Below are 23,823 nucleotides of genomic sequence, written 5' to 3' on the forward strand. Positions count from 1 at the left end.
GGTGGGTGGTAAGGGTCTGCCGCAGAACGCGAGTGTGGCTGAGCAGTGGAAGCGTGCGCATATTCTGTATGCGCAGCAGGGTTCGAGCCCGTGGGTGAGTTCGAAGCCGTGCTGGGGTCACAAGGTCTGAGTTGATCGATCTATGCGCTGATCCGGTGTCGCGCGGCCTTTGTGGGTTGGCTGTGGCTGGGTGAGGTGTGGATCAGGGCTGGGGCTACCGCCCTGGGTATGACGCCGGTGCGCCCGTGACGTTCACAAGACGTCCGGGCGTACCGGCGTTTCCGCGTCCACACCGCTTGGCCGGCGCCGCATGGCCGACAAGGGCCGCCCGCTCCCGCTCGGCGAGTCCGAGGACCTGGGGATTCTGGTCGTTCTGGAGCCGGTCGTGGGATCCCGAGCCTCGGGCGTCCGCTGCCGCCACTTCGTCCGAGCAAGAAGTGATGATTGTGGCTGCTGCAGCGACCGAAATCCGCACTTATTGCGGATCGTCAAGTGCCCGATTGCCGCTATTGGTGTGAATTGCTGGGCCTGCGTGGCGGCGTGGGATGCCCGGTGGGTCGCCGCGCGGCGGGTGGGTGTGCGCTACGCGCTTTCTGGGGTGACCAGGATCCTCAGATCTGGCTCGACGGCGGCAGCGGCCAGTGGGATCGGCATTCGGCGGTGGCGGTGAGGCGGTGGCGGCGGCAGCGGCGGCAGAGGGCGGCAGGGGAGGCGGTGGCGGCGGCGCGTGGTGCCCGGGTGCCTGAGGTGGGTGGGCGGGGCGATCCGGGGCGAGGCGAAAGATCCGGGAAGCCTCATCCGTTAGTTGCTATAAGCTAAACAATTGGCCCCGGGTGCTGCAAGGGGTGCAGAGCCGACATCCGCCCCGGAGGTGATCCGTCCGATGGTCGAAGTCGAACTGAGCAGGAACCGAAGGTTCGCCGTGCTCGGGATCTGTTCGATGAGCCTGCTCATCGTCGGGCTCGACAACACGATCGTGAACATCGCGCTGCCCTCGCTGCGGCGTGACTTCGACGCGTCCCCCGCCGGCCTGCAGTGGTCCATCGACGGCTACACCATCGTGCTGGYGAGCCTGCTCATGCTCGCCGGCTCGATGGGGGACCGGCTCGGCCGCCGCCGGATCTTTCAGGCCGGTCTCGCGCTGTTCACCCTCGGCTCCCTGCTGTGCAGCATCGCGCCCAGCCTGCACTGGCTGGTGGCGTTCCGGATGGTGCAGGCCGTCGGCGGCTCGATGCTCAACCCGGTGGCGATGTCGATCATCACGAACACGTTCACCGACCCGCGCGAGCGGGCGCGGGCCATCGGCGTCTGGGGCGCTGTGGTCGGCATCAGCATGGCACTCGGCCCGGTACTGGGCGGTGTTCTGGTCGAGTGGGTCGGCTGGCGTTCGATCTTCTGGATCAACATCCCGATCGGCCTGATCGCCCTGACCCTGGCCCAGCTGTACGTGCCGGAGTCGCGCGCGTCGCGGCCACGGCGCCTGGACGCGGTCGGCCAGGTACTCGTGATCTTTATTCTCGCCGCGTTGACGTATTCGCTCATCGCCGCGCCTGAAGCTGGCTGGACATCCGCCAGGACGCTCGGCCTGCTCGCCGCCACCGGCGTCGCGGTCGCGCTGCTGGTGCGCTACGAGTCCCGCCGCGAGGAACCGCTGCTGGACGTCCGCCTGTTCCGCGTCGCGTCGTTCTCGGGGGCGACGCTGACCGCGGTGTGCGCGCTGGGGGCGCTCGGCGGCTCGCTGCTGCTCAACACCATCTACCTGCAGGACGTCCGCGGCTACCAACCGCTGCACGCGGGCCTGGTGACGCTGCCGATGGCGGCGGGCATCATCATCGGCGCGCCGCTGTCGGGGCGGGCGGTCGCGCGGTTCGGCCCCAGGCCTTCGCTGCTCGCGGCGGGGGTCGGTCTCACGCTGGGCAGCCTCGCGATGGTCGGCTTCGACGCCGGCAGCTCGACCGGGCAGCTGCTGACCGCCTACACGGTGTTCGGGGCGGGCTTCGGGCTGGTGAACGCGCCGATCACGAACACCGCGGTCTCCGGCATGCCGGTCGAGCAGGCGGGGGTGGCCGCGGCGGTCGCCTCGACGAGCCGTCAGGTCGGCCAGTCGCTGGGCGTCGCACTGGTCGGGTCCGTCGCGGCGGTCACCGTCACGGCGGTCACCGTCACGGCGGTCACCGTCACGGCGGCAGCGGGTGGGGCTGGGGGCGGAGGCGAGTCGACGACCGTGATCGATGCGATGAGCCCGGCCGGCCGGTGGGTCGTCGTCGCTGCCAGCGCGGCCACCCTAATCCTGGGCCTGACGACCGCTCCTCGCCGCCCACGCGTCGCCGACGCGGTGGTGTCAGCGGCGTCGGTGGTGTCGTCGGGGTCAGCGGTGTCGTTGACGTCAGCGGTGTCGTTGGGGTCAGGGGTGTCAGCGGCGTCACCCGGTGTTGCGAAGGCCGGCGGCGATGCCGTTGATGGTCAGCAGCAGGCCGCGACGCAGGCGGGGATCCGCGTCGTCGCCGGCGGCCCGGGTGCGGGCCAGCAGCGACACCTGCAGGGCGTGCAGCGGAGCGAGATAGACGTCCCGGACCTGCAGGGTGTGCCGCAGCACGGGTGCGGTCTCCAGCAGCTCCGACTGGCCGGTGACGCCCAGGACCTCGCCTACCGTGCGGTCGTACTCGGCCCGGATGACGTCGAGCAGGCCGGCCTGCTCGGGATCGACCAGGGTGGACACGTAGTGGCGCGCGATCGTGAGGTCCGCCTTGGCCAGCGTCATCTGGACGTTGCCGAGGAAGGTGCGGAAGAAGTGCCATGAGCGGTACATCTCGGCCAGCTCGTCGCCGGCTCCGGCCGCACGCGCCGCGGCCAGGCCGGAGCCGACCCCGAACCAGCCGGGCAGCAGGATCCGTGACTGCGTCCAGCCGAACACCCACGGGATGGCCCGCAGGTCGGCGAGCCCCCCGGTGCCGCCGGGCCGCCGCGCCGGCCGGGAACCGATGTTGAGGTTCCCCAGCTCGTCGACGGGCGTCGCGGCGAGGAAGAACGGCACCAGTGCGGGATCGGCCACCAGCGCCCGGTAGGCGCCCTGCGCCGCTTCCGAGACCGCGGCCATCGTGTCGTCCCAGCCGGCGAGGACCTGGTCGGGCTGCCGCGAGGTCCGGTGCAGCACCGAGGCCTCGACCACCGCGGCCAGGGCGATCTCCAGGTTCTGCCGGGCGAGGCTGGGCAGGATGTACTTGTCCGAGATCACCTCACCCTGCTCGGTGACCTTGATCGGCCCGTCCAGGGTGCCGTACGGCTGGGCGAGGATCGCCTCCCCGGAGGGGCCGCCGCCGCGGCCGACCGAGCCGCCCCGGCCGTGGAACAGCCGCAGGACGACGCCGTGGGCCCGCGCGGTGTCCCGCAGCTCGCGCTGCGCCTTGTGGATCTCCCACTGGGACGCGGTGATGCCGGCATCCTTGGACGAGTCCGAGTAGCCGAGCATGACCTCCTGCACGTCACCACGCGCCGCGACCAGCGAGCGGTAGGACGGATCAGCGAGCAGCCGCTCGAGCAGGCTGCCCGCCGCCCTCAGCTCGGTGACGGTCTCGAACAGCGGGACGAACCCGATGCGCGCCCACGCCCCGCCCGTGCCCGCTGCGCCGCCGGTGCTCGTGCTCGTGCTGGTGCTGGTGCCCGCCGCGGTGCCCGAGCCGGCCGCGGTGCCCGAGCCGGCCGCGGTGCCCGTGCCGGTTTCCGCTCCCGCGGAGCGGCCCGTGCCGACGAGCCCCGCCTCCCGCGCGAGGACGACCACCGCGAGGATGTCGTCGACGCCTCTGGTCATCGACACGATGTAGCTCTCGATGACACCGTCGCCGTACAGGTCCAGCGCCCGGCGCACCGTGGTGAGCAGCTCGAAGGTCCGCGCGGCGCGTTCCGGCAGCGGCGGCGGGACCGCACCCAGCAGCGGTCGGCGCCCCGCCAGCTCCGCCACCAGCAGTGCGAGCCGGGCTGGTCGGTCCAGGCTGGCGTAGGGGACGTCGAGCTCGCCGAGCTGGTCGTAGATCGCGCCGAGGGTCGCGTGATGGGCGTCGGCGTGCTCACGGATGTCGAGTGTCGCCAACGACAGCCCGGCGGCGTTCGCGGTCCGGATCGCGCGCAGCAGCGGCCCGTTCGCCACCAGCTCACCGTGGCTTGCGGCGAGGGAGGCCCGCATGAGCTCCAGTTCGTCCACCAGCTCGGTGATCCGCAGGTAGTCCTTGCCCGGCACATGCGGGGAGCCGGCGGCGAGCCTGGCCCGGGTGGCGGCCAGCCGAGCCAGGATGAAGCTGCATTTGAGCCGGTAGGGCTCCTCGGCGTTGAGCCGGATGAACCGGTCGTACACCTCGGGCAGCGCCGCCCGGTCCGCTGCCAGCGCGGCCCGCAGCCCGGCACTGATCTCCCCGACGACCCGGGTGGACGCGGTCAGCTCGCGGACCAGCCGGTCGAGCGCCGTGGTGAGCACCCTGATGCCGAACTCGTGCTGAAGGTTCAGGACCTCAAGGGTGACGGCCGGGGTGACGTTCGGGTTGCCGTCCCGGTCGCCGCCCGCCCACGAGCCGAACGTCAGCGGGCGGGCGGTGACCGGCAGCTCCACGCCGATCCGGGCCAGCGCCCGGTCCAGGTCCTCCAGCAGGTCCGGAAGGACCTCGGTGATGATCGACCCCAGGTAGTACGTGGCGGACCGGGCCTCATCCGCCGGCTTGGGCCGCTCGACCCGCAGCTCGTCGGTCTGCCACAGGACGTCCACCATCTCGGCGAGCCGCCGGGCCAGCCGTTCGTCGTCGGCGCCGGGGCGGCGCGGGTCGTCGGCGGCGTCGAGCAGATCCGCGATGCCGCGCAGGGTGTCCAGCACGGAGCGTCGGCTGGCCTCGGTGGGGTGCGCGGTGAACACCGGCCGGAGCTCAAGGCGCCGCATCACCTCGGCGGGCAGGCCCGGGTCCAGGCTGCCGTCGGCCACCGCGTCGGCGATCTGCTCGGTGAGCGCCTGCAGCCGCCCGCTCGACCGGTCGGAGATCTCCCGTGAGCGGTGCAGCTGCTCGGTGATGTTGGCCAGCTGGAAGTAGGCGCTGAACGCCCGGGCCAGCGGAATCGCCCTGGATGCGTCGACCTCGTCGAGCACCGCGGCGAGCTCGGCGCCGGCGTCCTCACCGCGGGCCAGCAGCCGGACCCGTTCGACCAGGTCGAGCAGCTCGGCGCCCTCGTGGCGGGTGAGCGCCTCACCGAGCAGCGTTCCCAGCCGGCGCACGTCGGCGCGTACTGCCGCGTGGCGAGTGTCGGAGGAGACACCGCCGGAGAAACCACCCGGATCCTGAGCCTGGCTCCGCGACGACGGCGACGAGGCCAGCGCTGGCGTCGGCGTTGGTGGCGGTGACGTCGGTGGTGACTTTGGTGGTGGTTGCGACTTTGGCCCCGCCTGYGCGCCGGCCGCGGGGCCGTCTGGTTCCGATGCGGGCGACGACGGGCCGGGGCGACTGGTCAAAGGACGTCCCTCAGAGGAGCAGCAACAGGACCGGGGCGAGGAACACCGCCACCGCGGTGAGGTAGGCCGCGCCGGGCAGCCAGATCGGGACCGTCGGGGGGTCGAGCAGCCGGGAGATCCGGGTGACAACAGGGGTGTGCACGGGACTGCGCCGCTGGGCGCCGGAGCTTTCGCCGAGAAAGGTGGTCATCGTGGCGACGAGGCGGCCGGCCCCGCCGACGCCCAGCGCCGCCAGTGACTCGGGGGCGGTGCCCGGCGGCATGCCGGTCACCCCCAGCGTGCCGGCGGGCACCGCGGCACGGGTCACCCCGAGCCGGGCCAGTGCCCGCGCCAGCGTGCGCCCACTGGTCCGCTGTGCGGCGGCGTCATCCGCGAGCATCTCGACCAGCAGCGACACCGCGGCGGTGGCCTCGCGGGCGGGGCGCAGGAACGGAAAGGTGCGCTCCCAGGCCATGAAGGGCTGGATCACCAGGTCATGCCGGCCGGCGACGTGCGCCTCCTCGTGCGCGAGGACGGCGTCTAGCTCCTCCGGCGTAAGCGTCCGCAACAGCCCCTCGGAGACCACGACCCGCGCGTGCCGCCCGCCGGGAACGCAGTAGGCGACGGCGACCGGATGGTCGAGGATGCGCAGCCGGGCGGCGCTGCGTTCCCGGTGCAGGCACAGCGAACACCCGTCGCCGGGGCGCTCGGCACCGCCGCCCGTCAGGCCCATCGGCCCTGCCGGTCCGCCCGCTGGCCCGGCAGGGGCGCCTACTGTCACTGCCGGGTCGCCAACTGGCCCTGCCGGGTCGGCCGCCGGGCTGGCGTGGCCCGCGTTCGGGACGCCTGCCGGCTTTCCTGACTCCGCGGGCTGGCCGTGGCCGGCGCTGCGTCCGTGTGCGGGACCATGTGCGTGATCGGGCAGGTGGTCGCGGTGCCGGTGACCGGCCAGATCGACGAGGTGCCGGTGCCGATGACGTTCGCGCAGCGTCGCCGCCGTCGACACGGCCAACACGCCGAACAGCCGGGCGGCCAGCGCGGCCGCGATCGCGAGACCGATGAGATTCATCCGGCCGAGCCCGACGAGTGGGTCGCCGGCCAGGAGGTTGGCCGCGTGGTCGGCCATCGCGGCGGGGATGCCCTGCGACAACGGGGCCACGGTGAACGCCGCCGCGGCGAGCAGTGCGGACACCCCACCGGCCAGGCCGATCGCCTGCCACAGCACGATCGCGGCGCGCGGACAGCGGTGCGGCCAACGGGCGGCGGCCAGCAGGCGTGGGGCTGGCCATGCCAGCGCGCACGCGAACAGGGCGAGAAGGGCCGCGGTCGTCATGTCCAGCCTGACGCTACCGCTCTGCACCCGGACTGACTACGATTGCGCGCCGACTGCGAGCCTCATCTGACCGAATGCGCTGGTCGTCGCTGTTATGGGCAGCTGACGGGTGACTTCGGTGACGTCCGGTAGTCCCCTGACGGTGGTCATGGCCAAAGGTCCCGTGCGTCGATCTTCGGGTTGCCGCCGCCGAGCAAAATCCTCAACTCTTCGCCTGCGGCCCTGCGGCCCTGCGGCCCTGCGGCCCTGCGGCCGCGGGGGAGTGGGGCAGTGCCGGCGCCAGGCGCGCTGGTCGTCCAGGCGCGCTGGACGTGTCAGGCGCTCGGGGTCGCCGCGTCAGGGGTGCTGTCGGTGCCGGCCTCGGCTCGCGCCGGGCCGCCGTCGGATCCGGCCGCCGGGGCCTCGGTGGACGCGTGTGCCTGCTCGCCGCTGCCGCCCTCGGTGCCGGGCGTGGCCTCGAGTGTCGCCTCGGGCGTGTCGGCGGGGCCGGTCGGCTCGAGCGCGCGGCGCAGGATCTCGGCCTCCTCCGCGGACACCGAGCCAACGAAGCGGACGAGCGCGGAGCCCCGGTCGTCGGCGGTGCCGAGAGCTTCCAGCATCGCCTCCGCGACCACGGCCTCCCGGCTGTCGGCCGCCGCGTAACGGTGGGCGCGCGCGGCCCGCTGGCGGCGCACGAAGCCCTTGCGCTCCAAGCGCTCCAGCACGGTCAGCACGGTGGTGTAGGCGAGGTCGCGTTCGTGGTGCAGGCGGGCCGCGACGTTACGTGCGGTCAGCCAGCCCTCCGCGGACCACAGGACGTCCATGACCGACCGTTCCAGGTCACCCAGGCGAGCCATAGACCGATCCTACGCCGCGTAGAACTTCCTGCCCGCAAGTTCGGTCAGGTCGCTCGATCTCACAACAAAAAATCTTCTACAGAACGTAGAATCTTCTACATCTCGTAGAATTTTCTACGGGACGTAGAAGTACGCGACGGGCTCGCTGCTACCCACGGTGGAGGAGGCCCCGATGGTCCAAGCCGCCGCAGTTCTCACCGATGTCGCGCTGTTCTCCCACGTCGAGACGCTCTCGCTGGCTGCGGATGTGACCCGCGCGAGCGCACTGTCCACCGACCTGGCGCGCGCGCAGACCGCGATCTCGCTGGCGTTCCACATCTGCTTCGCGGTGTTCGGCGTCGGGATGCCGTGGCTCCTGTTGTTCGTCGAAGGCCGCTGGGTCCGCACCCGTGACCCGGTCTGGCTGGCGCTGACCCGCAAGTGGTCCAAGGCGTTCGCGGTGCTGTTCGCCGTCGGCGCAGTCTCCGGGACGGCACTGTCCTTCGAGTTCGGTCTGCTGTGGCCGGCCTTCATGGCCCGGTACGGCGGTGTGCTCGGACTGTCGTTCACCCTGGAGGGCTTCGCGTTCTTCACCGAAGCGATCTTCATCGGCATGTACCTGTACGGCTGGAAGCGCCTCTCGCCGCGGGCTCACTGGATGACGCTGTGGCCGATCGCCATCGCCGGGACGATGTCGACTCTCTTCATCATCACGGCCAACGCCTGGATGAACACCCCCGGTCACATCACAGAGGTCGATGGCAAGGTCGTTTCGGCAGAGCCGTTCGCCCCGTTCCTGGCCGCGACCGCGCCGCATCAGCTCGTCCACATGCTGCTGGCTGCGCTGATGTGCACCGGCGGCATCGTCGCCGGGGTGTATGCCGTCGGCCTGCTGCGCGGCCGGCGCGACGCGTATCACCAGCGCGGACTGCGCGTCGGTCTGACCGTCCTGCTCGTCTGTGCCCCCCTGCAGCTGGTCGTCGGCGATATCGCGGCCCGGGTGGTCGGTGATAAGCAGCCGATCAAGCTCGCCGCGATGGAGGGGATCGGCCACACCCAGACACACGCCCCCTTGACCATCGGCGGGATCTATGACGAGGAGACCGGCGAGGTCCGGCACGGGATCGAGATCCCCAACCTGCTGTCGTTGATGGAGGGCTTCAGCGCCGATCACGAGATCACAGGCCTGTCGGCGGTGCCCCCGGAGGAACGGCCGGACGCGCGCCAGGTGCACCTGGCCTTCAACGTGATGGTCGGGCTCGGCTGTGCCCTGATCGCCTTCGCCGGCGCCACCGGGATCGCGGTCTGGCGCCGGCGACGGCGCGGTGAACGGCCGCTGCTGCCCACCGGCAGACCGTGGCTGTGGGCGGCGGTCGCCTCGGGCCCGGCCTCCGTGGCGGCGATGATGGCCGGCTGGGAGGTGACCGAGGGCGRCCGTCAGCCCTGGATCGTCTACGGCCGGATGCGGGTGGACGAGGCTGTGACGACCACCGAGGGCATGCCGGTGATCTTCGCTGGGACGGTCCTGCTCTACCTGGGCCTCGCGGTCGCGCTGGTGCTCATCCTGCGCCGGATGGCGACCGGCGGGCCGGTGCTCGGCGGCGCCATCGCCGAGACCACCACCACGCCGGACATCCCGGATGCACGGCCCGCGCCGGCGGGCCAGCCCGCGCCGGCGCCGGAAGCCTCCGCCAGGCCGGAAGCCTCGCCGTTGCCGGAACAGTCCGCGCCGCCGGGCGGCTCCGCGAGGTCGGAAGCCTCCGGATTCGACGCCCTGACAACCGAGCCGCCCGGCCGTCCCGGTGCGGACCGTCCCGGCGCGGGCCGTGCCGGGCAGGAGGGGGACGCCCGATGACCGCCGCGGACCTGCTCGCCATCGTGATGGTGCTCGGGCTCACCGCCTATGCCCTCACCGGCGGCGCCGACTTCGGAGGAGGGGTCTGGGACCTCTTCGCCCGCGGCCGCGACGCCGCGGACCAGCGCCGGCTCGTCTCCGCGGCGCTCGGCCCGATCTGGGAGGCGAACCACGTCTGGCTCATCTTCGTCGTGGTGATGATGTTCAGCGGCTTCCCGGCGGCGTTCGGTGTCGTCGGTTCGACCCTGGAGATCCCGCTGATCTGCGCGCTCGCCGGCATCGTGCTGCGCGGCGCGGCCTACGTGTACCGGGCGTACGGCTCAGGCGCTGCCGGGCCGGACCACTGGTGGGGCCACGTGTTCGCGGTCTCGTCGGCGATCACGCCGGTCGCCCTTGGGGTGGCCGGCGCCGCGCTCGCCACCGGTGACGTCGCCGAAGGCGCACCGCTCACCCCGGTGAAGAGTGCCTTCGGGATCCTCTGCGGTGTCTTCGCGCTCGCGGTGACCGCCTTCCTGGCGGCGGTCTACCTGTGCCGCGACGCGGCCGCCAGCGCCGAGACGGCGCATCTGGTGCCGGGCTTCCGGCGCCGCGCGCTCGGCGGTGCGGTCGTGTCCGGGCTGCTCGCCGCCGCGTTGTTGCCCCTGCTGTGGTCCGAGGCACCGGTGGTCGCGGATCGGTTCGCCGACCGTTCGATCCCGTTCGTCGTGATCTCCGCGATCGGTGGGGTGTCCTCGCTGGTGGCGCTGTGGCGGCACAGGTTCACGACGGCGAGGGTGACGGCGGGTCTCGCGGTCGCCGGTGTGCTGTGGGGCTGGGCCGCGGCGCAGTACCCGGATCTCGTGATGGGCCGGGCGACGGTCGACTCGGCCGCCGCCCCGTCGGCCAACATCGTGGCGATGCTGATCGCGGTCTGCTGCGGGCTCGTCATCCTGGTGCCTTCGCTGTGGATGCTGTTCCGCCTGTTCTCCAGCCCGGAGGTGTCCAGCCCCGAAGCCAGGTCCTGACAAGGGACGCGGCCCGGGAAGCGGCCCTGCGCCGGCGTGCTGCCGGCGCAGGGCCGCGCACTGGTAGGGGCACAGTGGTTCCGGTCGCTGCTGATGTCGCTGCCGAGCGAGATGTGAGGGTTCCGGTCGCCGGGTGCCCGCCGCGAGATCACGTCGATCAAGCTTGATAAGCGGAACGCGCGACCGGGGCCGCCACCGGTTGAAGATCATGGGATCCCGGTCGTCCTGACGACCGGGATCCTCAACTCTTGTCTGGTCGCAACGGCTGTGCGAGGCGTGGCCCGAGGTCACCGTTTGAAGATCATGGGAATTTGGTCGTGCGGACGACCAGGATCCTCCACTCTTGTCTGGCGGCAACGGCTTCCCGGGGCCGGGATTCCGCCGCAGGCCCGTGGATCACGGAAAGATCAATATCCTCAACTCTTCGGGCCGTGGTCGAGTGTCCGGCAGATTTATGATCTTGCGTGGTGTCGGTGCGAGTCTGCCGCCGGGCACCGGGGCAGGTGCGGACGGCGGCGGCGGCTCCCGGTGCGGGAGTCGTTCCGGCGGCGCGACTACCTTCATAAGGTGATGAGGGCCAGCTCCGGTGACAGCCGAGCGGACGGTTCCGCCCTGCCTACCGGAGCCGCACCGCCGCCGACGGCGATGACCACGACGAGCCCGCCGACTCCGGCGTCGGAGCCGGCATCGGATCCACCCTCGGTATCGCCCTCGCCCTCGGCGGCCCCGGGGCCGACATCGGCTCCGCCCTCGCCCTCGGAGCTGGCGCCCGCCTATCAGGGCGGTGCGGAGTCGCTCGGCCACCGGCTGCTGCGCAACGAGGTCCTCCTCGTTCTGGGCGTCTCGTTCGCATCCTCCGGCCTGTTCGCGCTGATCCGTTATGTCGGTGTGCTCACCGCGGAGAAGTCGGTGCGTTCACAGGTCGCGAGCCTGAACTCGTCGGCGGCGCCGGGCCGGCCCTGGCTTGATCTCGCGTTGCAGCTCGCGTCGATCGCCTCCGCGTTGGTGCCGGTGTTCCTCGTGTGCCATCTGCTCGGCCGGCACGGCGGCGGCGCCGCGGCCATCGGGCTCGATCGGCGTCGCCCGTGGGCGGACGGCCTGCGCGGGGCGGCGCTGGCGGCGGTGGTGGGCGGGGCAGGGCTCGCCTTCTACCTCGCGGCCTGGCACAGCGGCGCGAACCTCACGGTCTCCCCGTCGAGCCTGCCGGACGTCTGGTGGCGGGTGCCGGTGCTGATCGCCTCCGCGGCCGAGAACGGGCTGGCCGAGGAGGTCGTGGTGGCTGGGTATCTGCTCGTCCGCCTGCGGGAGCTGGGCTGGCGCTCGAACTCCGCCCTGTTGGCGAGCGCGCTGCTGCGCGGCTCCTACCACCTCTACCAGGGGCTGGGCGGGTTCGCCGGCAATGTCGCGATGGGGCTGCTGTTCGGGCGGATCTTCCAGCGCACCGGCCGGGTGCTACCCCTGGTGATTGCGCACACACTCATCGACAGTGTTGCCTTCGTCGGATACGTGATTCTTGCCGGAAAGGTCTCGTGGATCCCCGTTCCGAGGTAGCCTTCCGCGCTAAGGTAAACAAAAGACAAACAAAAGTTGTCTAGATCACAACGCGCCTGCGGGTGCGTTGTGTGTTGTGCCTTGCCAGGTGCCTTCCGTGCTCACGGGCCGCCTGGCGGCAGATGCCCGGTGCCGATGCGTCCGGTGTCCAACTGATCGTCCCGGCGAGGGCGACTCACGACGGGGAGGGAGCCGGCATGGGCTCGGTTCGGGAGATCGAACGCAAGTACTCGGTGGATCCGGGCTTCATGCTGCCCAGGCTGGCCCAGGTGCCCGGTGTCTCGACCGCGCGGACCCGCCGGGCGGTGACGCTGGAGGCCGTCTACCACGACACCGAGGACCTGCGGCTGGCCCGCAACCGCATCACGCTGCGCCGGCGCACCGGCGGGCCCGATGCCGGCTGGCACCTGAAGCTTCCCGTCGCCCCCGGGGCGCGGGACGAGATCCAGCGCCCGCTCGGCGGTGACGGCCCGGTGCCGGCCGACCTCGTTGATCTCGTCACGGCGTACCTGCGCGGAGCCGAGCTTCGTCCGGTCGCCCGTCTGGTGACGTTGCGGACGGCCCGGCGCCTGCGGGACGACGCGGGTGTGGATCTGGCCGAGGTCGTCGACGATCAGGTGTCCGCCACGATCCTGGGCTCGGCCGCGGGTGCGCAGAAGTGGCGCGAGATCGAGGTCGAGCTCGGTGCGGGCGCCCCTGCCCTGCTGGACGAGGTGGAGCGGGTGCTGCTGGCCGCCGGGGCCGGCCGCTCGGCGTCCGCGTCGAAGCTGGCTCAGGTGCTCGGCCCGGCACTCGCCGAGGCGCCGGGCCCGGATGTGCCCGCCGCCGCGGCCAAGCTGCGCCGCCGCACACCGGCCGGCACCGTGATCCGTGCGTATCTCATCGCCCAGGTCGAGACGCTGCTCGCCACCGACCCGCGGGTGCGGCTGGACGCCCCGGACGCCGTGCACCGGATGCGGGTCGCCTGCCGCCGCACCCGCAGCACGCTGCGGACGTTCGCGCCCTTCTTCCCCGCGGAGCTCGTCGCGCACCTGGACGGCGAGCTGCGCGACCTGGCCGGGGCGCTGTCCGGCGCGCGTGACGCGGAGGTGCAGATCGCCTACTTCACCGAGCGGCTCGCCGAGCTGCCCGCCGAGCTGGTCCGCGGTGACGCGGCCACGGTCATCTCCGGCCATCTCGCAGCCGACCAGAGCGCGGCACGGGAAGAGGCGCTCGCGATGTTGCGCAGTGCCCGCTATCTGCAGCTTCTCGAGGATCTGATCGCGCTCGTCAACGCGCCGTTGACCGGGTCCGCCCGCAAGCCCGCCGAGAAGATCCTGCCGGGCCTGCTGCACGAGGCCGACCGCCGGCTGACCCGCAAGGTGGTCCGCGCCGGTGACCTGCCGATCGGCCTCGAACGCGACGAGCTGCTGCACTCGGCGCGCAAGCAGGCCAAGCGGCTGCGCTACGCGGCCGAGGCGGTCGGCCCGGTCTACGGTTCGTCCGCGGCGGCGTTCGCTCGCCTCGCCGAGTCGATGCAGGAGCTGCTCGGAACACATCAGGACGCGACGATCGCCCGCGGCCTGCTCCGCGACTGGGGGGTGCGTGCCCAGGAGGCCGGCGACCCGTCCGCCTTCACGCTGGGCGTGCTGCTCGGGCTGGAGGAGCACCGGGCCCGCACGGCCGAACGGGACTTCTTCGATCTGTGGCCGGCGGCCTCCGCCCGCCGCCACCGCCGCTGGTTCCGCTGACGCTCGTTCAGCGCTCACCCGTTCAGCGCTCACCCGTTCAGCGCTCACCCGTGCGACGTTCGCCCGTTCGGCGTTCGTCTGTGTGACGTTCGGCCCTCTGATGTTCGCCCGTGCGACGGCCGCTCCTGCCGGCTGCCGTTTGCGTCCCGGTATGTTCTGGCCTGCAGTAGTTTGCGAGGGGCTGCTCGCGTGTGACTTTCGTCTCGTCGCGGCGCATCACGGGCGTGTGGCTGGCCACCTTGACGGGCGGACGGGGCGCGGGTCGGGCAGCATCGGGCCTGGAGACGTCTGGCGGGCGCGCGGCAGACGTCGGCAGGCGCCAGGTGGTGTCGGTGGACGTCCGGCGAGCGGTGGCGAGGTCCCCGCGTTCCGGCGGCCCCGAGCCACCGGAGCCTGGTCACGCCAGCGCGCAGTCCGGTGGGCACCCCGGGGTCAGGTGCCCACGTTCACGAGGAGATGCCGAATGACCGCTCCTGAATCGCTGCCGACCGTCCGACTCGGCAGGACTGACATGTCCGTCACCCGGGTCGGGTTCGGCGCCTGGGCCATCGGCGGGGCGGGCTGGGCGTTCGGGTGGGGAGCCCAGGACGACGCCGAGGCCGTCGAGGCGATCCGCGCCGCGGTGCGGTCCGGGGTGAACTGGATCGACACCGCCGCGGTCTACGGGCTCGGCCACTCCGAGGAGCTGGTCGCCCGCGCGCTGGCCGACATCCCCGCCGACGAGCGGCCCTACGTCTTCACCAAGTGCGGCCTGGTCTGGGACGAGAGCGACTTCTCCCGGCCGCCGGAGCGGGTCGGTGCGCCTTCGTCGATCCGCGCGGAGGTCGAGGCCTCGCTGCGGCGGCTGCGGACCGAGCGCATCGACCTCTACCAGCTGCACTGGCCGCCGCAGGACGGCACGTCGATCGCAGACGCGGTCGGCACCCTGCATGAGCTCCGCGCGGCTGGCAAGATCCGCGCGGTGGGTGTGTCGAACCTCTCGGTGGGCCAGCTGGAGGAGGCGGCCACCGTGGGCGGTGCCGACGTCCTGCAGCCGCCGTTCTCGATGATCAACCGGCTGGCCGCGACGGATCTCCTGCCCTACTGTGCGATGCGGGACATCGGAGTGATCGTCTACAGCCCGATGCAGTCGGGGCTGCTCAGTGGCCGCTGGTCGCTGGAGCGCTCGCAGTCGCTCCCGGAGGATGACTGGCGCCATCGGTCGCCGGAGTTCGTGCGGCCCGCGCTCGACCGGAACCTGGCCCTGGTGGACGCGCTGCGCCCCATCGCGGACCGGAACGGGACGACGGTGGCCGCGGTGGCTGTGGCCTGGACGTTGTCCTTCGATGGGGTGACCGCCGCGATTGTCGGGGCCCGGCGTCCGGACCAGGTCGAAGCCTGGCTGCCGGCCGGTGGCGAGGTGGTTCTCAGCGGCGGCGACCTGGATGAGATCGCCACCGCGATCGAGCGTCATGGTGCCGGAGAAGGCCCCGCGCGCCAGAGCCCCGCGTTGCCCGGCAGCGCACTTGTGTGAGTTGGCAGTCCTTACTTGGGCACTCGGTGAAGGGCTGCGAAGACCTGCGAAGAGCTGTTCCGGTGGCTGCTCGACTTCGATCGAGTGCGCTGTGACACACCGCCACGGTGAAGTGGATGTTCGTAATGCCGAGCCGTGAAGTGGACTTCTTCTGCCGGAGGACTCCCGTCCGGGGCCGCGTACGTGTAGCGTCAGGCGTGGCCGGGGTTCGTCAGTTCGTGTCTCAACCGAGACACAGCGGAACAACGCGGCGGCGAATCCTATCGCCGAAGCGTTCCGGCCCGGGGCCCGCGCGGTGCGGGTCCTGACTGCACCAGCAGGGAGAACGGCACGTGGCTCAGGGCACGGTGAAATGGTTCAACTCGGAGAAGGGCTTCGGCTTCATCTCCGTGGACGGCGGCGGGTCTGACGTCTTCGTCCACTACAGCGCAATCGTGATGGACGGCTACAAGGCACTCGAGGAGGGCCAGCGGGTCGAGTTCCAGGTGACCCAGGGCCAGAAGGGCCCGCAGGCCGACGCCGTCCGCGTCGTCTGAGCCACGAGTAGCAGTAGAACCAAGGTCGGTCAGCCCGCTCGTCGGATCACTCCGGTGAGCGGGCTGACCGCTTTCTGGTGATGTCAGGGCGATGGCGTAGCTCTTGCCGGTGGCGTTCTGATCTGTCCGGGTAGCCCGCCTTGGGGCTTCCGCCGGCTGCGGCGGTCGTTCACCAGAAGGCGTACCGACCCGGTGCGATCCAGGTGCAGGATCCATCCGGATGTAGTTGCGGGATCCCGCGTCATCTCGTTGCCGGAATCGGTATGCCACGGCGGGCAGACGAATAACGGATGTCATTCGTTCCCAGCTGGGTCGATCGATTCGTGGAGCAGTCGGCAAGCGTCTCGCTGATTGGTCGGAACCGAAAAAGATGATGTCGGGAATACTTCCTGGCGCAAATATCTCGTTCCGAGGCGACGTCCTGTGCTGCTCCGTGCTGGGATGATGTCACGTTCCGTGACAGCTCTCTGTTCGGTCGCGCGTCGCGCCGACCGGGTGGTGGGAGCGCTGAAGCGTCGATCCTTCATGATTCATAGGATGTTCACAGGATCATGACTGGACCGGGCGCGTGCGCAATTCGCATCGTGCCAATCGCGTGCAGTGACGTTCAGTGCTGATCGCTACCGTCGGCGGACCGGCGGACCGGCGGCCCCGCGCCGGCGGGGCCGACCGACCTCAGCGGGCAGCGAGCAGTTCGGCGATCTGCAGCGTGTTGAGCGCGGCGCCCTTGCGCAGATTGTCCCCGCACACGAAAAGCGCGACCTCATGCGGATCATCCGGCGACTGACGGATACGCCCGACCCAGGTCGGATCCGTGCCCACCACATCCGCCGGGGTGGGGAACTGGCCGGCGGCCGGATCGTCCAGGACGGCCACGCCGGGAGCCGACGTCAGGACCTCCCGCGCCTGCTCACCGGTGACCGGCTGGGTGAAGCGGGCGTGCACCGCCACGGCGTGCGTGGTCACGACGGGAACCCGTACACAGGTCGCCGACACCCGCAGGCCCGGCATGCCGAGGATCTTCCGCGACTCGTTGCGGATCTTCAGTTCCTCGGAGGACCAGCCGCCGTCCTTCAACGACCCGGCCCAGGGGACCACGTTGAGCGCGAGCGGTGCGGGGAACGGGCCGAGGCCGTCCTCGCCCACGGCCTTGCGCACGTCACCGGCCGCCTGCCCCAGCTCCCGGGTGCCGCCGACCAGCTGGAGCTGGTCGTACAGCGTGTCGATGCCGGACTGCCCGGCCCCGCTCGCGGCCTGGTAGGAGGTCGCGAACAGGGACTCGAGGCCAAAGGCCCGGTGCAGCGCGCCGACGGCCACGATCATCGACAGGGTCGTGCAGTTCGGGTTCGAGATGATGCCGCGCGGGCGGTCCGCGACCGCGGCCGCGTTGACCTCCGGCACGACGAGGGGGACGTCCGCGTCCATCCGGAAGGCGCCGGAGTTGTCGACGGCGACGGCGCCCCGCGCCGCGGCGACGGGAGCCCACTGCGCGGACACCTCGTCCGGCACGTCGAAGACGGCGATGTYGACACCGTCGAACACCTCCGGTGCCAGCACCTGGACCGGCACGTCCTGGCCGCGCACCCGAAGCGTGCGCCCGGCCGAGCGGGCCGAGGCGACCAGCCGGATCTCACCCCAGACGTCCGGGCGCTCGGACAGCAGGCCGAGCATCACGCTGCCCACCGCCCCGGTCGCACCCACCACAGCCAGCGTGGGGCGCTGGGGGATGTCGCTCATTGCCTGCCTCCGCTCGTCCGTCCACTGCTGCTGCCACCGCTGCCACCGCTGCCACCGCTGCCGCCGCTGCCGCCGCTGCGGCAGCTGCTGTCGCGGGGAGCGTTCATCGACCCGTTCCCGCGTACACGACGGCGCTCTCGTCCGGGTCGCCCAGCTCGAAGGCGCTGTGCACGGCGCGCACGGCGACGGGCAGGTCCGTGTCCCGCACGACCACCGAGATCCTGATCTCGGACGTCGAGATGATCTCGACGTTGACCCCGGCGTCGGCGAGGGAGCCGAAGAAACGAGCGGACACCCCCGGATGCGACTTCATCCCGGCGCCGATCAGTGACAGCTTGCCGATGTGGTCGTCGTAGAGGGTGCGGTCGAAGCCGATCTGGCTGTGCACCTTCTCCAGCGCCTCCAGCGCGGTCTTCCCGTCCGTCTTCGGCAGGGTGAACGAGATGTCCGTCCGGCCGGAGCCGGCGACCGAGCCGACCTGCACGATCATGTCAAGGTTGACGTCGGCGTCGGCGACCGCGCGGAACACCGCGGCGGCCACGCCCGGCTTGTCCGGGCAGCCCACGACGGTCACCTTCGCCTCGCTCAGGTCGTGCGCGACGCCGCGGATGATGGCCTGTTCCACGAGCTGTGCCTCCTGCGTCTCGGTGACCCACGTGCCCGGCTTCGACGAGAACGAGGAGCGGACGTGCACGGGGACGCTGTATCGGCGGGCGTACTCGACGCACCGCAGCATGAGCACCTTCGCCCCGCACGCCGCCATCTCCAGCATCTCCTCGTAGGAGATCCGGTCGATGCGGCGGGCATCGGGCACGATGCGCGGATCGGCGGTGTAGACGCCGTCCACGTCGGTGTAGATCTCGCAGGCGTCGGCGTTCAGCGCGGCGGCGAGCGCCACCGCGGTCGTGTCGGAGCCGCCGCGGCCCAGCGTGGTGATGTCCTTGGTGTCCTGACTGACGCCCTGGAAGCCGGCGACGATCGCGATCGCGCCCTCGTCCAGCGCGGTGCGGATACGGCCCGGGGTCACGTCGATGATCCGGGCCTTGCCGTGCACCGAGTCGGTGATCACCCCGGCCTGGGAGCCGGTGAAGGAACGCGCCTCGGCGCCGAGCTTGGTGATCGCCATCGCCAGCAGTGCCATCGAGATCCGCTCACCGGCGGTGAGCAGCATGTCCAGTTCCCGGGCGGGCGGGACGGGGCTGACCTGCTCGGCGAGGTCGAGCAGGTCGTCGGTGGTGTCACCCATCGCGCTGACCACGACCACCACGTCGTTGCCGGCTCGGCGGGTCTCCACGATCCGCTCGGCGACCCGTTTGATGYGATCCGCGTCCGCGACCGAGGAACCGCCGAACTTCGCGACCAGGAGCGCCATGCGTGCCAGATTACCGAGGTCGGGGGCACTTCCGCCCGGTCGCGCTCCGTGACGTGGGCGGCTTGGACGTCCCGGTGGCATCAGTGTCATCCGACCGACGGCCTGCCGGCTGTGTTCGTACTCCTGTGCAAGGGTGGCTACGGAAGCGACCATGTTGGACCGATGGTCCTCGCTGCGGAGGATCGTCGCCGTCAGAAGCATTCCTCAGGAAGGACATTCGTCATGGCGATCAGCCTTGCCAAGGGCGGCAACGTCAGCCTCACGAAGCAGGCCGCCGAGGCGGGAACCGGAGCGCTGACCGCGCTCACCGTCGGCCTCGGGTGGGACGCCCGGACGACGACCGGCACCGACTTCGACCTGGACGCATCCGCTATCGGTGTCAAGAGCGACGGCAAGGTGCTGTCCGACGGTCACTTCGTCTTCTTCAACAACATGAAGAGCCCGGAGGGCGGCATCTCGCTCTCCGGCGACAACCTGACCGGCGCCGGCGAGGGCGACGACGAGTCGATCAACATCACCCTGGGCCTGGTGCCCCAGGAGATCGACAAGATCGTCGTGCCGGTGTCGATCTACGACGCGGTGAACCGGGCGCAGAACTTCGGGCAGGTGCGCAACGCCTACATCCGCGTGGTGGACCAGACCGGCACCGAGCTGGTCCGCTACGACCTCTCCGAGGACTACTCCACCGAGACCGTGGTGATCTTCGGTGAGGTGTACCGCAACGGCGCCGACTGGAAGTTCCGCGCGGTGGGCCAGGGGCACAACGACCTCAGCGGCCTCGCCCGCGACCACGGCGTGAACGTCTGACCGACGTCTCGCCAGGAGCTGACCGGCGAGGCCGGGCCTGACCGCGAGGCCGGGCCTCGAAGGTAGAGCCGGGCCGATCCGTGGGCGCGGGCGATCCGTGGCCTGGCCGCGGGCGATCCGTCGGAGCGGCTGGGCCGGGCGACGGAGGTTGATGCGCGGTGTTGGCCTGGCAGGTGACCAGCCCGGGGCCCATGGCCTCGGGCCCGTTGCGGGCTGTGGAGCTTCCGGTGCCCGAACCGGGGCCCGGCCAGGTCCGGCTGAAGGTCGCCGCCTGCGGTGTCTGCCGGACGGATCTGCATCTCGCCGAGGGCGACCTCACTCCGCGCCACCCGCGCACGGTTCCGGGCCATGAGGTCGTCGGCTACGTCGACGCACTCGGGCCCGGGATCGAGCCCATCGGCGCACCGGAGACCCTCGCCGACCGGCCCGTCTCCGCCGCCTCTCCCGCTCCCGCCACCGCTGCCACTCCCGCCATTTCCGCCGCGATCCAGCTTGGTGACCGGCTCGGCATCGCCTGGCTCGGCGGCACCGACCAGACGTGTGCCTACTGTCGACGCGGGGCCGAGAACCTCTGCCCCGCGTCGATCTACACCGGCTGGGACGTCGACGGCGGCTATGCCCAGTACGCCGTCGTGAACGCCGCCTACGCCTACCACCTGCCGGCCGGCTACAGCGACGGTGAGCTGGCTCCGCTGCTGTGCGCGGGCATCGTCGGCTACCGGGCACTGTCACGCGCGGAACTACCGCCTGACGGGCGGCTGGGAATCTACGGGTTCGGTGCGTCCGCGCATCTCGCCGCCCAGGTGGCCATCGCCCAGGGCGCCCGCGTGCACGTCATGACGAGGTCCGAGCGGGCCCGTCAGCTTGCGCTCGACCTCGGCGCCGCCTCGGCGACCGGCGCCTACGACGCTCCCCCCGAGCCACTCGACGCGGCTGTCCTGTTCGCGCCGGTAGGTGATCTCGTGCCGGTCGCGCTGGAGGCGCTGGACCGCGGGGGCACCCTGTCGGTCGCGGGAATCCACCTCACGGACATCCCGCGGCTGAACTACCAGCGGCATCTGTTCCAGGAACGGTCCGTGCGCAGCACGACCGCGAACACCCGGGCGGACGGCCACGAGTTCCTGGCCGTGGCCTCCCGCCACCACCTCGAGGTGACCGTCACCCCCTACCCGCTGACCTCGGCCGATCGGGCGCTCACCGACCTGGCCGGCGACCGGGTCGACGGCGCGGCAGTGCTCTTTCCCGACACCATGTGACCCCCCGACTCCCGCGTGAGAGTTTCCGCCGCCGCATGAGCCGTGGCGATATACGGGGTGCCGGATTGTGATGCTTGCGTCGCTATGGTCGGATTGCGGCCCGCCGGCGTTCTGATAGCTCCCGAGTGGCGTATCTGGCGTGTTACGGGTTGTTTCCGGCTGTGGCTCCTATGATCGGTTGTGTGCGCGTACGGCTACTGGGCCCGGTGGACGTCGTGGACGCGGCCGGGACGACGATCACCATCGGCAGCCCGACGCAGCGGCTGCTGCTGGCAGTGCTGGGCTCCCGGGTGGGCGATGCGGTGCCACAGGCCCGCCTGGTGGGCGCGGTGTGGGGTGAGTGCCCTCCGCCGACCGCGGAGGCGACGCTGCGGTCCTACGTCTCGCGGCTGCGGCGGGTGCTCGGCGACGCCGTGGCGACCTGTCCCGGCGGCTGGTCTCTGCGACTCGCGCCTGAGCAGGTCGACATCGTGGTCTTCGAGCGGCTGCTGAGGCTTTCGCACGAGGTGCCCGAGGCCGCCGAGCAGCTCGTCCTGCTGGAGGACGCGCTCGCGCTCTGGCGCGGTCCGGCCTTCGGAGAGCTGACCGACAATCCGACCCTGCGTCCGGCGGCGGTCCGCCTGGCCGAGGCCCGGGCCGCCGCGCGGGAGTCGCGGGCGGCTCTGCTGCCGCGGCGCCCGGTGCTGTCGGCACCCTCCGTCTTCTCAGCCCCCGCCGTCTTCTCAGCCCCGTCCGCCTTCTCGGCACCGTCTGCGCGCTCGGCACCCCCCGCCGTCTCGGCGAAGGGCTCGTCGACGCTGCTGGGCCGATCCCGGCACGGTCGCCCGCCCGCCGCCGCTCTGCTGGGGCGCGCCGCCGACCTGGCCGCGGTGAGCGACCTGATCGGCGCGGCCAGGATCGTCACGCTCTTCGGACCGGGCGGCGTCGGCAAGACACGGCTCGCGCTGCACCTCGCGGACAGCCTCGCCGGCCAGTTCACGCACGGCGTCCGGCTGGTCGAGCTGGCCGGTGTGCGTGACCCGGCGGCGGTCGCCGCGACCGTCGCCGACGAGTTCGGCGTGGGTTGCTTCGGTGGATCCGGCAGATCGGGTGGGTCCGGCGCGGGCAGGATGGACGGCGAGGCCATGGCGGTCCTGGCAGCCGCCTCCGGCCTGGAGACGTTGCTGATCCTCGACGGCTGTGAGCACGTCGTCGGGGCGGTCGCGGCCGCCGCGTCAGCCCTTGTCTCCGGTGGGCCCGGGGTGCGGGTGCTGGCGACCAGCCGTGAGCCGCTCGGCGTGGCCGGCGAGCACTGCTGGCCGCTGCGTCCGTTGCGGGTCGACGGGCCGGATGCCCCCGCTCTCGAGCTGTTCCGGGCGCGGGCCACACCCGACGGTTCCGCGTCGGTGCCAACCGAGCTCGCACCAACCGAGCTCGCACCAACCGAGCTCGCACCAACCGAGCTTGCGCCCGCCGAGCCTGCACCCGCCGAACCTGTGCCAGCCGGGGCGGTGGCGGGCAGTGCGGTGGCGGGCAGTGCGGTGGCGGACGCCGCGGCGGCCGAGCGCATCGTCCGTACCCTCGACGGTCTGCCCCTCGGAATCGAGATGGCGGCGGCACGAAGCGGCGCGATGCCACTGCCCGAGCTCGCTGACCGCCTGGATGAGCATCTCGACCTTCGCCGGGGCACGCGTCGGGCGAGCGCGGCGCGCCACGGCACCCTCACCGACGTGGTGGCGTGGTCGGTGTCGATGCTGGACCGCCCGCACCGGGCGATGCTACGGATCATGGGTGCCTTCGCCGGCCCGGTCGTCGCCGAGGACGCCGCCGCACTGGCGGGGCTGCCGCGGGCAACCGGCCTGGACATGCTCGACGCGCTGGTGGCGCGTTCGCTGGTGGTCGCGGATCCGGCCCACGGCCTGACCCGATATTCGTTACTGGGCACCATCCGCGACTACGCGCGGTGGGAGCTTGGGGCGGCCGACGACACGCTGTCCGCGGCGCACGCGCGGTACGTCCTCGGCCAGCTGCGCGTCGCGGACGGGCTGCTCCGTACCCCGCGTGAGGCCGAGGGGCAACGCCGGTTGGCCGACCTGCTCATCGAGTCGAGGGCGGCGCGGGCCTGGGCGCTGGCGAACGATCCGCCGCTCGCGGTCGAGATCGCCGCGGCGGTGCACGTCTACGCGATGAGCCGGCTGCGGATCGAGCCGTTGTCCGCCGCGGTCGAACTCATCCGGGCGTTCGGCCTGCACCCGCCGGCCGGGGTGGAGCCCCACCGGTTGGCGGATCTGGTCTCGGACCTGTCGGTGGCCCTGCCGCCCGGGGTGTCCGCCGGTGCGCTGTCGATCGCCCTGGCGACCGCGGCGGCCTGGTATGTCAGCACCGGTGACCTGGAGATGGCCGGAGCCTGCGCGCAACGTGGCCGCCTGATCGCCGGTGACGCGCCCGAGCGTAGGTTCTCGCTCGAACTGCTCGGCGACCTCGCGTTCTACCGCGGTCGGATCGGCGAGGCCGTCGACCACGGCTGGGAGCTGGTCGCCGCGGCCAGGGCCTGCGGCGACCAGCATGCCGAGGTGGCTGGGCTGCGCAACGTCATGCTCGCCCATGCCCACGCGGGCGATCTGGAAGCCGGGCGGGTCGTGCGGACCCAGACGCCGCCGGGACCGCTGGCCCCGTCCGACCTCGGCTGGCTGGCCTATGGCGAGGCCGAGCTGGTTGTCGACCGCGACCCGGACCGATGCCTGCTGCTCCTCGACCGCGCTGTCAGCCTCGCCGACTCGGTCGACAACTGTTACCTGAGCGGCGTGGCACGGTTCTCGGCGCTGTCGGTCCGGGCCCGGCGGAGCCACCCCCGCCCCCGACCGTGACGCC

The 23,823-nt window shown here is 71.7% G+C and carries 14 protein-coding genes and 2 pseudogenes; 11 read left to right on the forward strand and 5 right to left on the reverse strand.

The window, feature by feature from the left end:
• Together CcI49_RS43850 and CcI49_RS35030 are read left to right on the forward strand one after the other, a co-directional pair.
• Positions 1–130, forward strand: a pseudogene (locus tag CcI49_RS43850) (transglycosylase); the annotation flags it as partial.
• Positions 131–883: 753 nt separating this feature from the next.
• Positions 884–2,317: pseudogene (locus CcI49_RS35030) on the forward strand (MFS transporter); the annotation flags it as partial.
• A 105-nt stretch (positions 2,318–2,422) separates the two neighbouring features.
• Here CcI49_RS35030 and CcI49_RS35035 read toward each other — a convergent pair.
• The 3 genes from CcI49_RS35035 to CcI49_RS35045 all read right to left on the reverse strand — a co-directional run bounded on the left by CcI49_RS35035 (position 2,423) and on the right by CcI49_RS35045 (position 7,633).
• The gene (locus CcI49_RS35035; RefSeq protein WP_076833887.1) at positions 2,423–5,350 is read right to left on the reverse strand and encodes a phosphoenolpyruvate carboxylase; all 2,928 of its coding nucleotides are present in this window, start codon (positions 5,348–5,350) and stop codon (positions 2,423–2,425) included.
• A gap of 145 nt (positions 5,351–5,495) precedes the next feature.
• Positions 5,496–6,797 (reverse strand): M56 family metallopeptidase, encoded by a 1,302-nt coding sequence (locus CcI49_RS35040; protein WP_054568354.1) that lies wholly within the window; start codon positions 6,795–6,797, stop codon positions 5,496–5,498.
• Between the two features lie 314 nt (positions 6,798–7,111).
• Positions 7,112–7,633 carry a BlaI/MecI/CopY family transcriptional regulator gene (locus CcI49_RS35045; protein WP_054568353.1) on the reverse strand — a complete coding sequence of 174 codons (522 nt, stop codon included), beginning with the start codon at positions 7,631–7,633 and terminating at the stop codon, positions 7,112–7,114.
• Positions 7,634–7,805: 172 nt separating this feature from the next.
• On the opposite strand from CcI49_RS35045, the gene CcI49_RS35050 reads away from it, so the two are divergent.
• The 6 genes from CcI49_RS35050 (at position 7,806) to CcI49_RS35075 (ending at position 15,801) form a co-directional block, all read left to right on the forward strand.
• On the forward strand, positions 7,806–9,467 hold the full coding sequence (locus CcI49_RS35050; protein WP_076833890.1) for a cytochrome ubiquinol oxidase subunit I: 1,662 nt from the start codon (positions 7,806–7,808) through the stop codon (positions 9,465–9,467).
• A complete protein-coding gene (locus CcI49_RS35055; protein ID WP_054568351.1) occupies positions 9,464–10,471 on the forward strand; it encodes a cytochrome d ubiquinol oxidase subunit II in 1,008 nt (335 codons plus the stop codon). The genes CcI49_RS35050 and CcI49_RS35055 overlap by 4 nt, the downstream gene beginning before the upstream one ends.
• A 645-nt stretch (positions 10,472–11,116) precedes the next feature.
• Positions 11,117–12,022 (forward strand): type II CAAX endopeptidase family protein, encoded by a 906-nt coding sequence (locus tag CcI49_RS35060; RefSeq protein ID WP_054568610.1) that lies wholly within the window; start codon positions 11,117–11,119, stop codon positions 12,020–12,022.
• 197 nt (positions 12,023–12,219) lie between these two features.
• The gene (locus CcI49_RS35065; protein WP_054568609.1) at positions 12,220–13,752 is read left to right on the forward strand and encodes a CYTH and CHAD domain-containing protein; all 1,533 of its coding nucleotides are present in this window, start codon (positions 12,220–12,222) and stop codon (positions 13,750–13,752) included.
• Between the two features lie 463 nt (positions 13,753–14,215).
• Positions 14,216–15,265 carry an aldo/keto reductase gene (locus CcI49_RS35070; RefSeq protein WP_076833795.1) on the forward strand — a complete coding sequence of 350 codons (1,050 nt, stop codon included), beginning with the start codon at positions 14,216–14,218 and terminating at the stop codon, positions 15,263–15,265.
• A gap of 332 nt (positions 15,266–15,597) precedes the next feature.
• Positions 15,598–15,801, forward strand: a complete 204-nt coding sequence (locus CcI49_RS35075) for a cold-shock protein (RefSeq protein ID WP_006540798.1) — start codon at positions 15,598–15,600, stop codon at positions 15,799–15,801.
• A gap of 675 nt (positions 15,802–16,476) precedes the next feature.
• Here CcI49_RS35075 and CcI49_RS35080 read toward each other — a convergent pair.
• On the reverse strand, positions 16,477–17,538 hold the full coding sequence (locus CcI49_RS35080) for an aspartate-semialdehyde dehydrogenase (RefSeq protein ID WP_076833797.1): 1,062 nt from the start codon (positions 17,536–17,538) through the stop codon (positions 16,477–16,479).
• Positions 17,539–17,641: 103 nt separating this feature from the next.
• Positions 17,642–18,910, reverse strand: a complete 1,269-nt coding sequence (locus CcI49_RS35085; protein ID WP_076833892.1) for an aspartate kinase — start codon at positions 18,908–18,910, stop codon at positions 17,642–17,644.
• Between the two features lie 222 nt (positions 18,911–19,132).
• Between CcI49_RS35085 and CcI49_RS35090 the strand changes: the two genes are divergently transcribed.
• The 3 genes from CcI49_RS35090 (at position 19,133) to CcI49_RS35100 (ending at position 23,819) form a co-directional block, all read left to right on the forward strand.
• A complete protein-coding gene (locus tag CcI49_RS35090; RefSeq protein WP_054568348.1) occupies positions 19,133–19,717 on the forward strand; it encodes a TerD family protein in 585 nt (194 codons plus the stop codon).
• A gap of 158 nt (positions 19,718–19,875) precedes the next feature.
• The gene (locus tag CcI49_RS35095) at positions 19,876–20,973 is read left to right on the forward strand and encodes a zinc-binding alcohol dehydrogenase family protein (RefSeq protein WP_076833799.1); all 1,098 of its coding nucleotides are present in this window, start codon (positions 19,876–19,878) and stop codon (positions 20,971–20,973) included.
• Positions 20,974–21,155: 182 nt separating this feature from the next.
• On the forward strand, positions 21,156–23,819 hold the full coding sequence (locus CcI49_RS35100; RefSeq protein ID WP_241840428.1) for a BTAD domain-containing putative transcriptional regulator: 2,664 nt from the start codon (positions 21,156–21,158) through the stop codon (positions 23,817–23,819).
• Positions 23,820–23,823: the final 4 nt, after the last annotated feature.

This window comes from Frankia sp. CcI49, from assembly GCF_001983215.1.
In the GTDB taxonomy this organism is placed as follows: Bacteria; Actinomycetota; Actinomycetes; order Frankiales; family Frankiaceae; genus Parafrankia; species Parafrankia irregularis.

Coding starts and splice junctions, on each gene's coding strand:
- CcI49_RS35065 (WP_054568609.1), top strand. CDS start 12,220: ATGGGCTCGGTTCGGGAGATCGAACGCAAGTACTCGGTGGATCCGGGC.
- CcI49_RS35040 (WP_054568354.1), bottom strand. CDS start 6,797: ATGACGACCGCGGCCCTTCTCGCCCTGTTCGCGTGCGCGCTGGCATGG.
- CcI49_RS35070 (WP_076833795.1), top strand. CDS start 14,216: ATGACCGCTCCTGAATCGCTGCCGACCGTCCGACTCGGCAGGACTGAC.
- CcI49_RS35090 (WP_054568348.1), top strand. CDS start 19,133: ATGGCGATCAGCCTTGCCAAGGGCGGCAACGTCAGCCTCACGAAGCAG.
- CcI49_RS35045 (WP_054568353.1), bottom strand. CDS start 7,633: ATGGCTCGCCTGGGTGACCTGGAACGGTCGGTCATGGACGTCCTGTGG.
- CcI49_RS35055 (WP_054568351.1), top strand. CDS start 9,464: ATGACCGCCGCGGACCTGCTCGCCATCGTGATGGTGCTCGGGCTCACC.
- CcI49_RS35060 (WP_054568610.1), top strand. CDS start 11,117: ATGACCACGACGAGCCCGCCGACTCCGGCGTCGGAGCCGGCATCGGAT.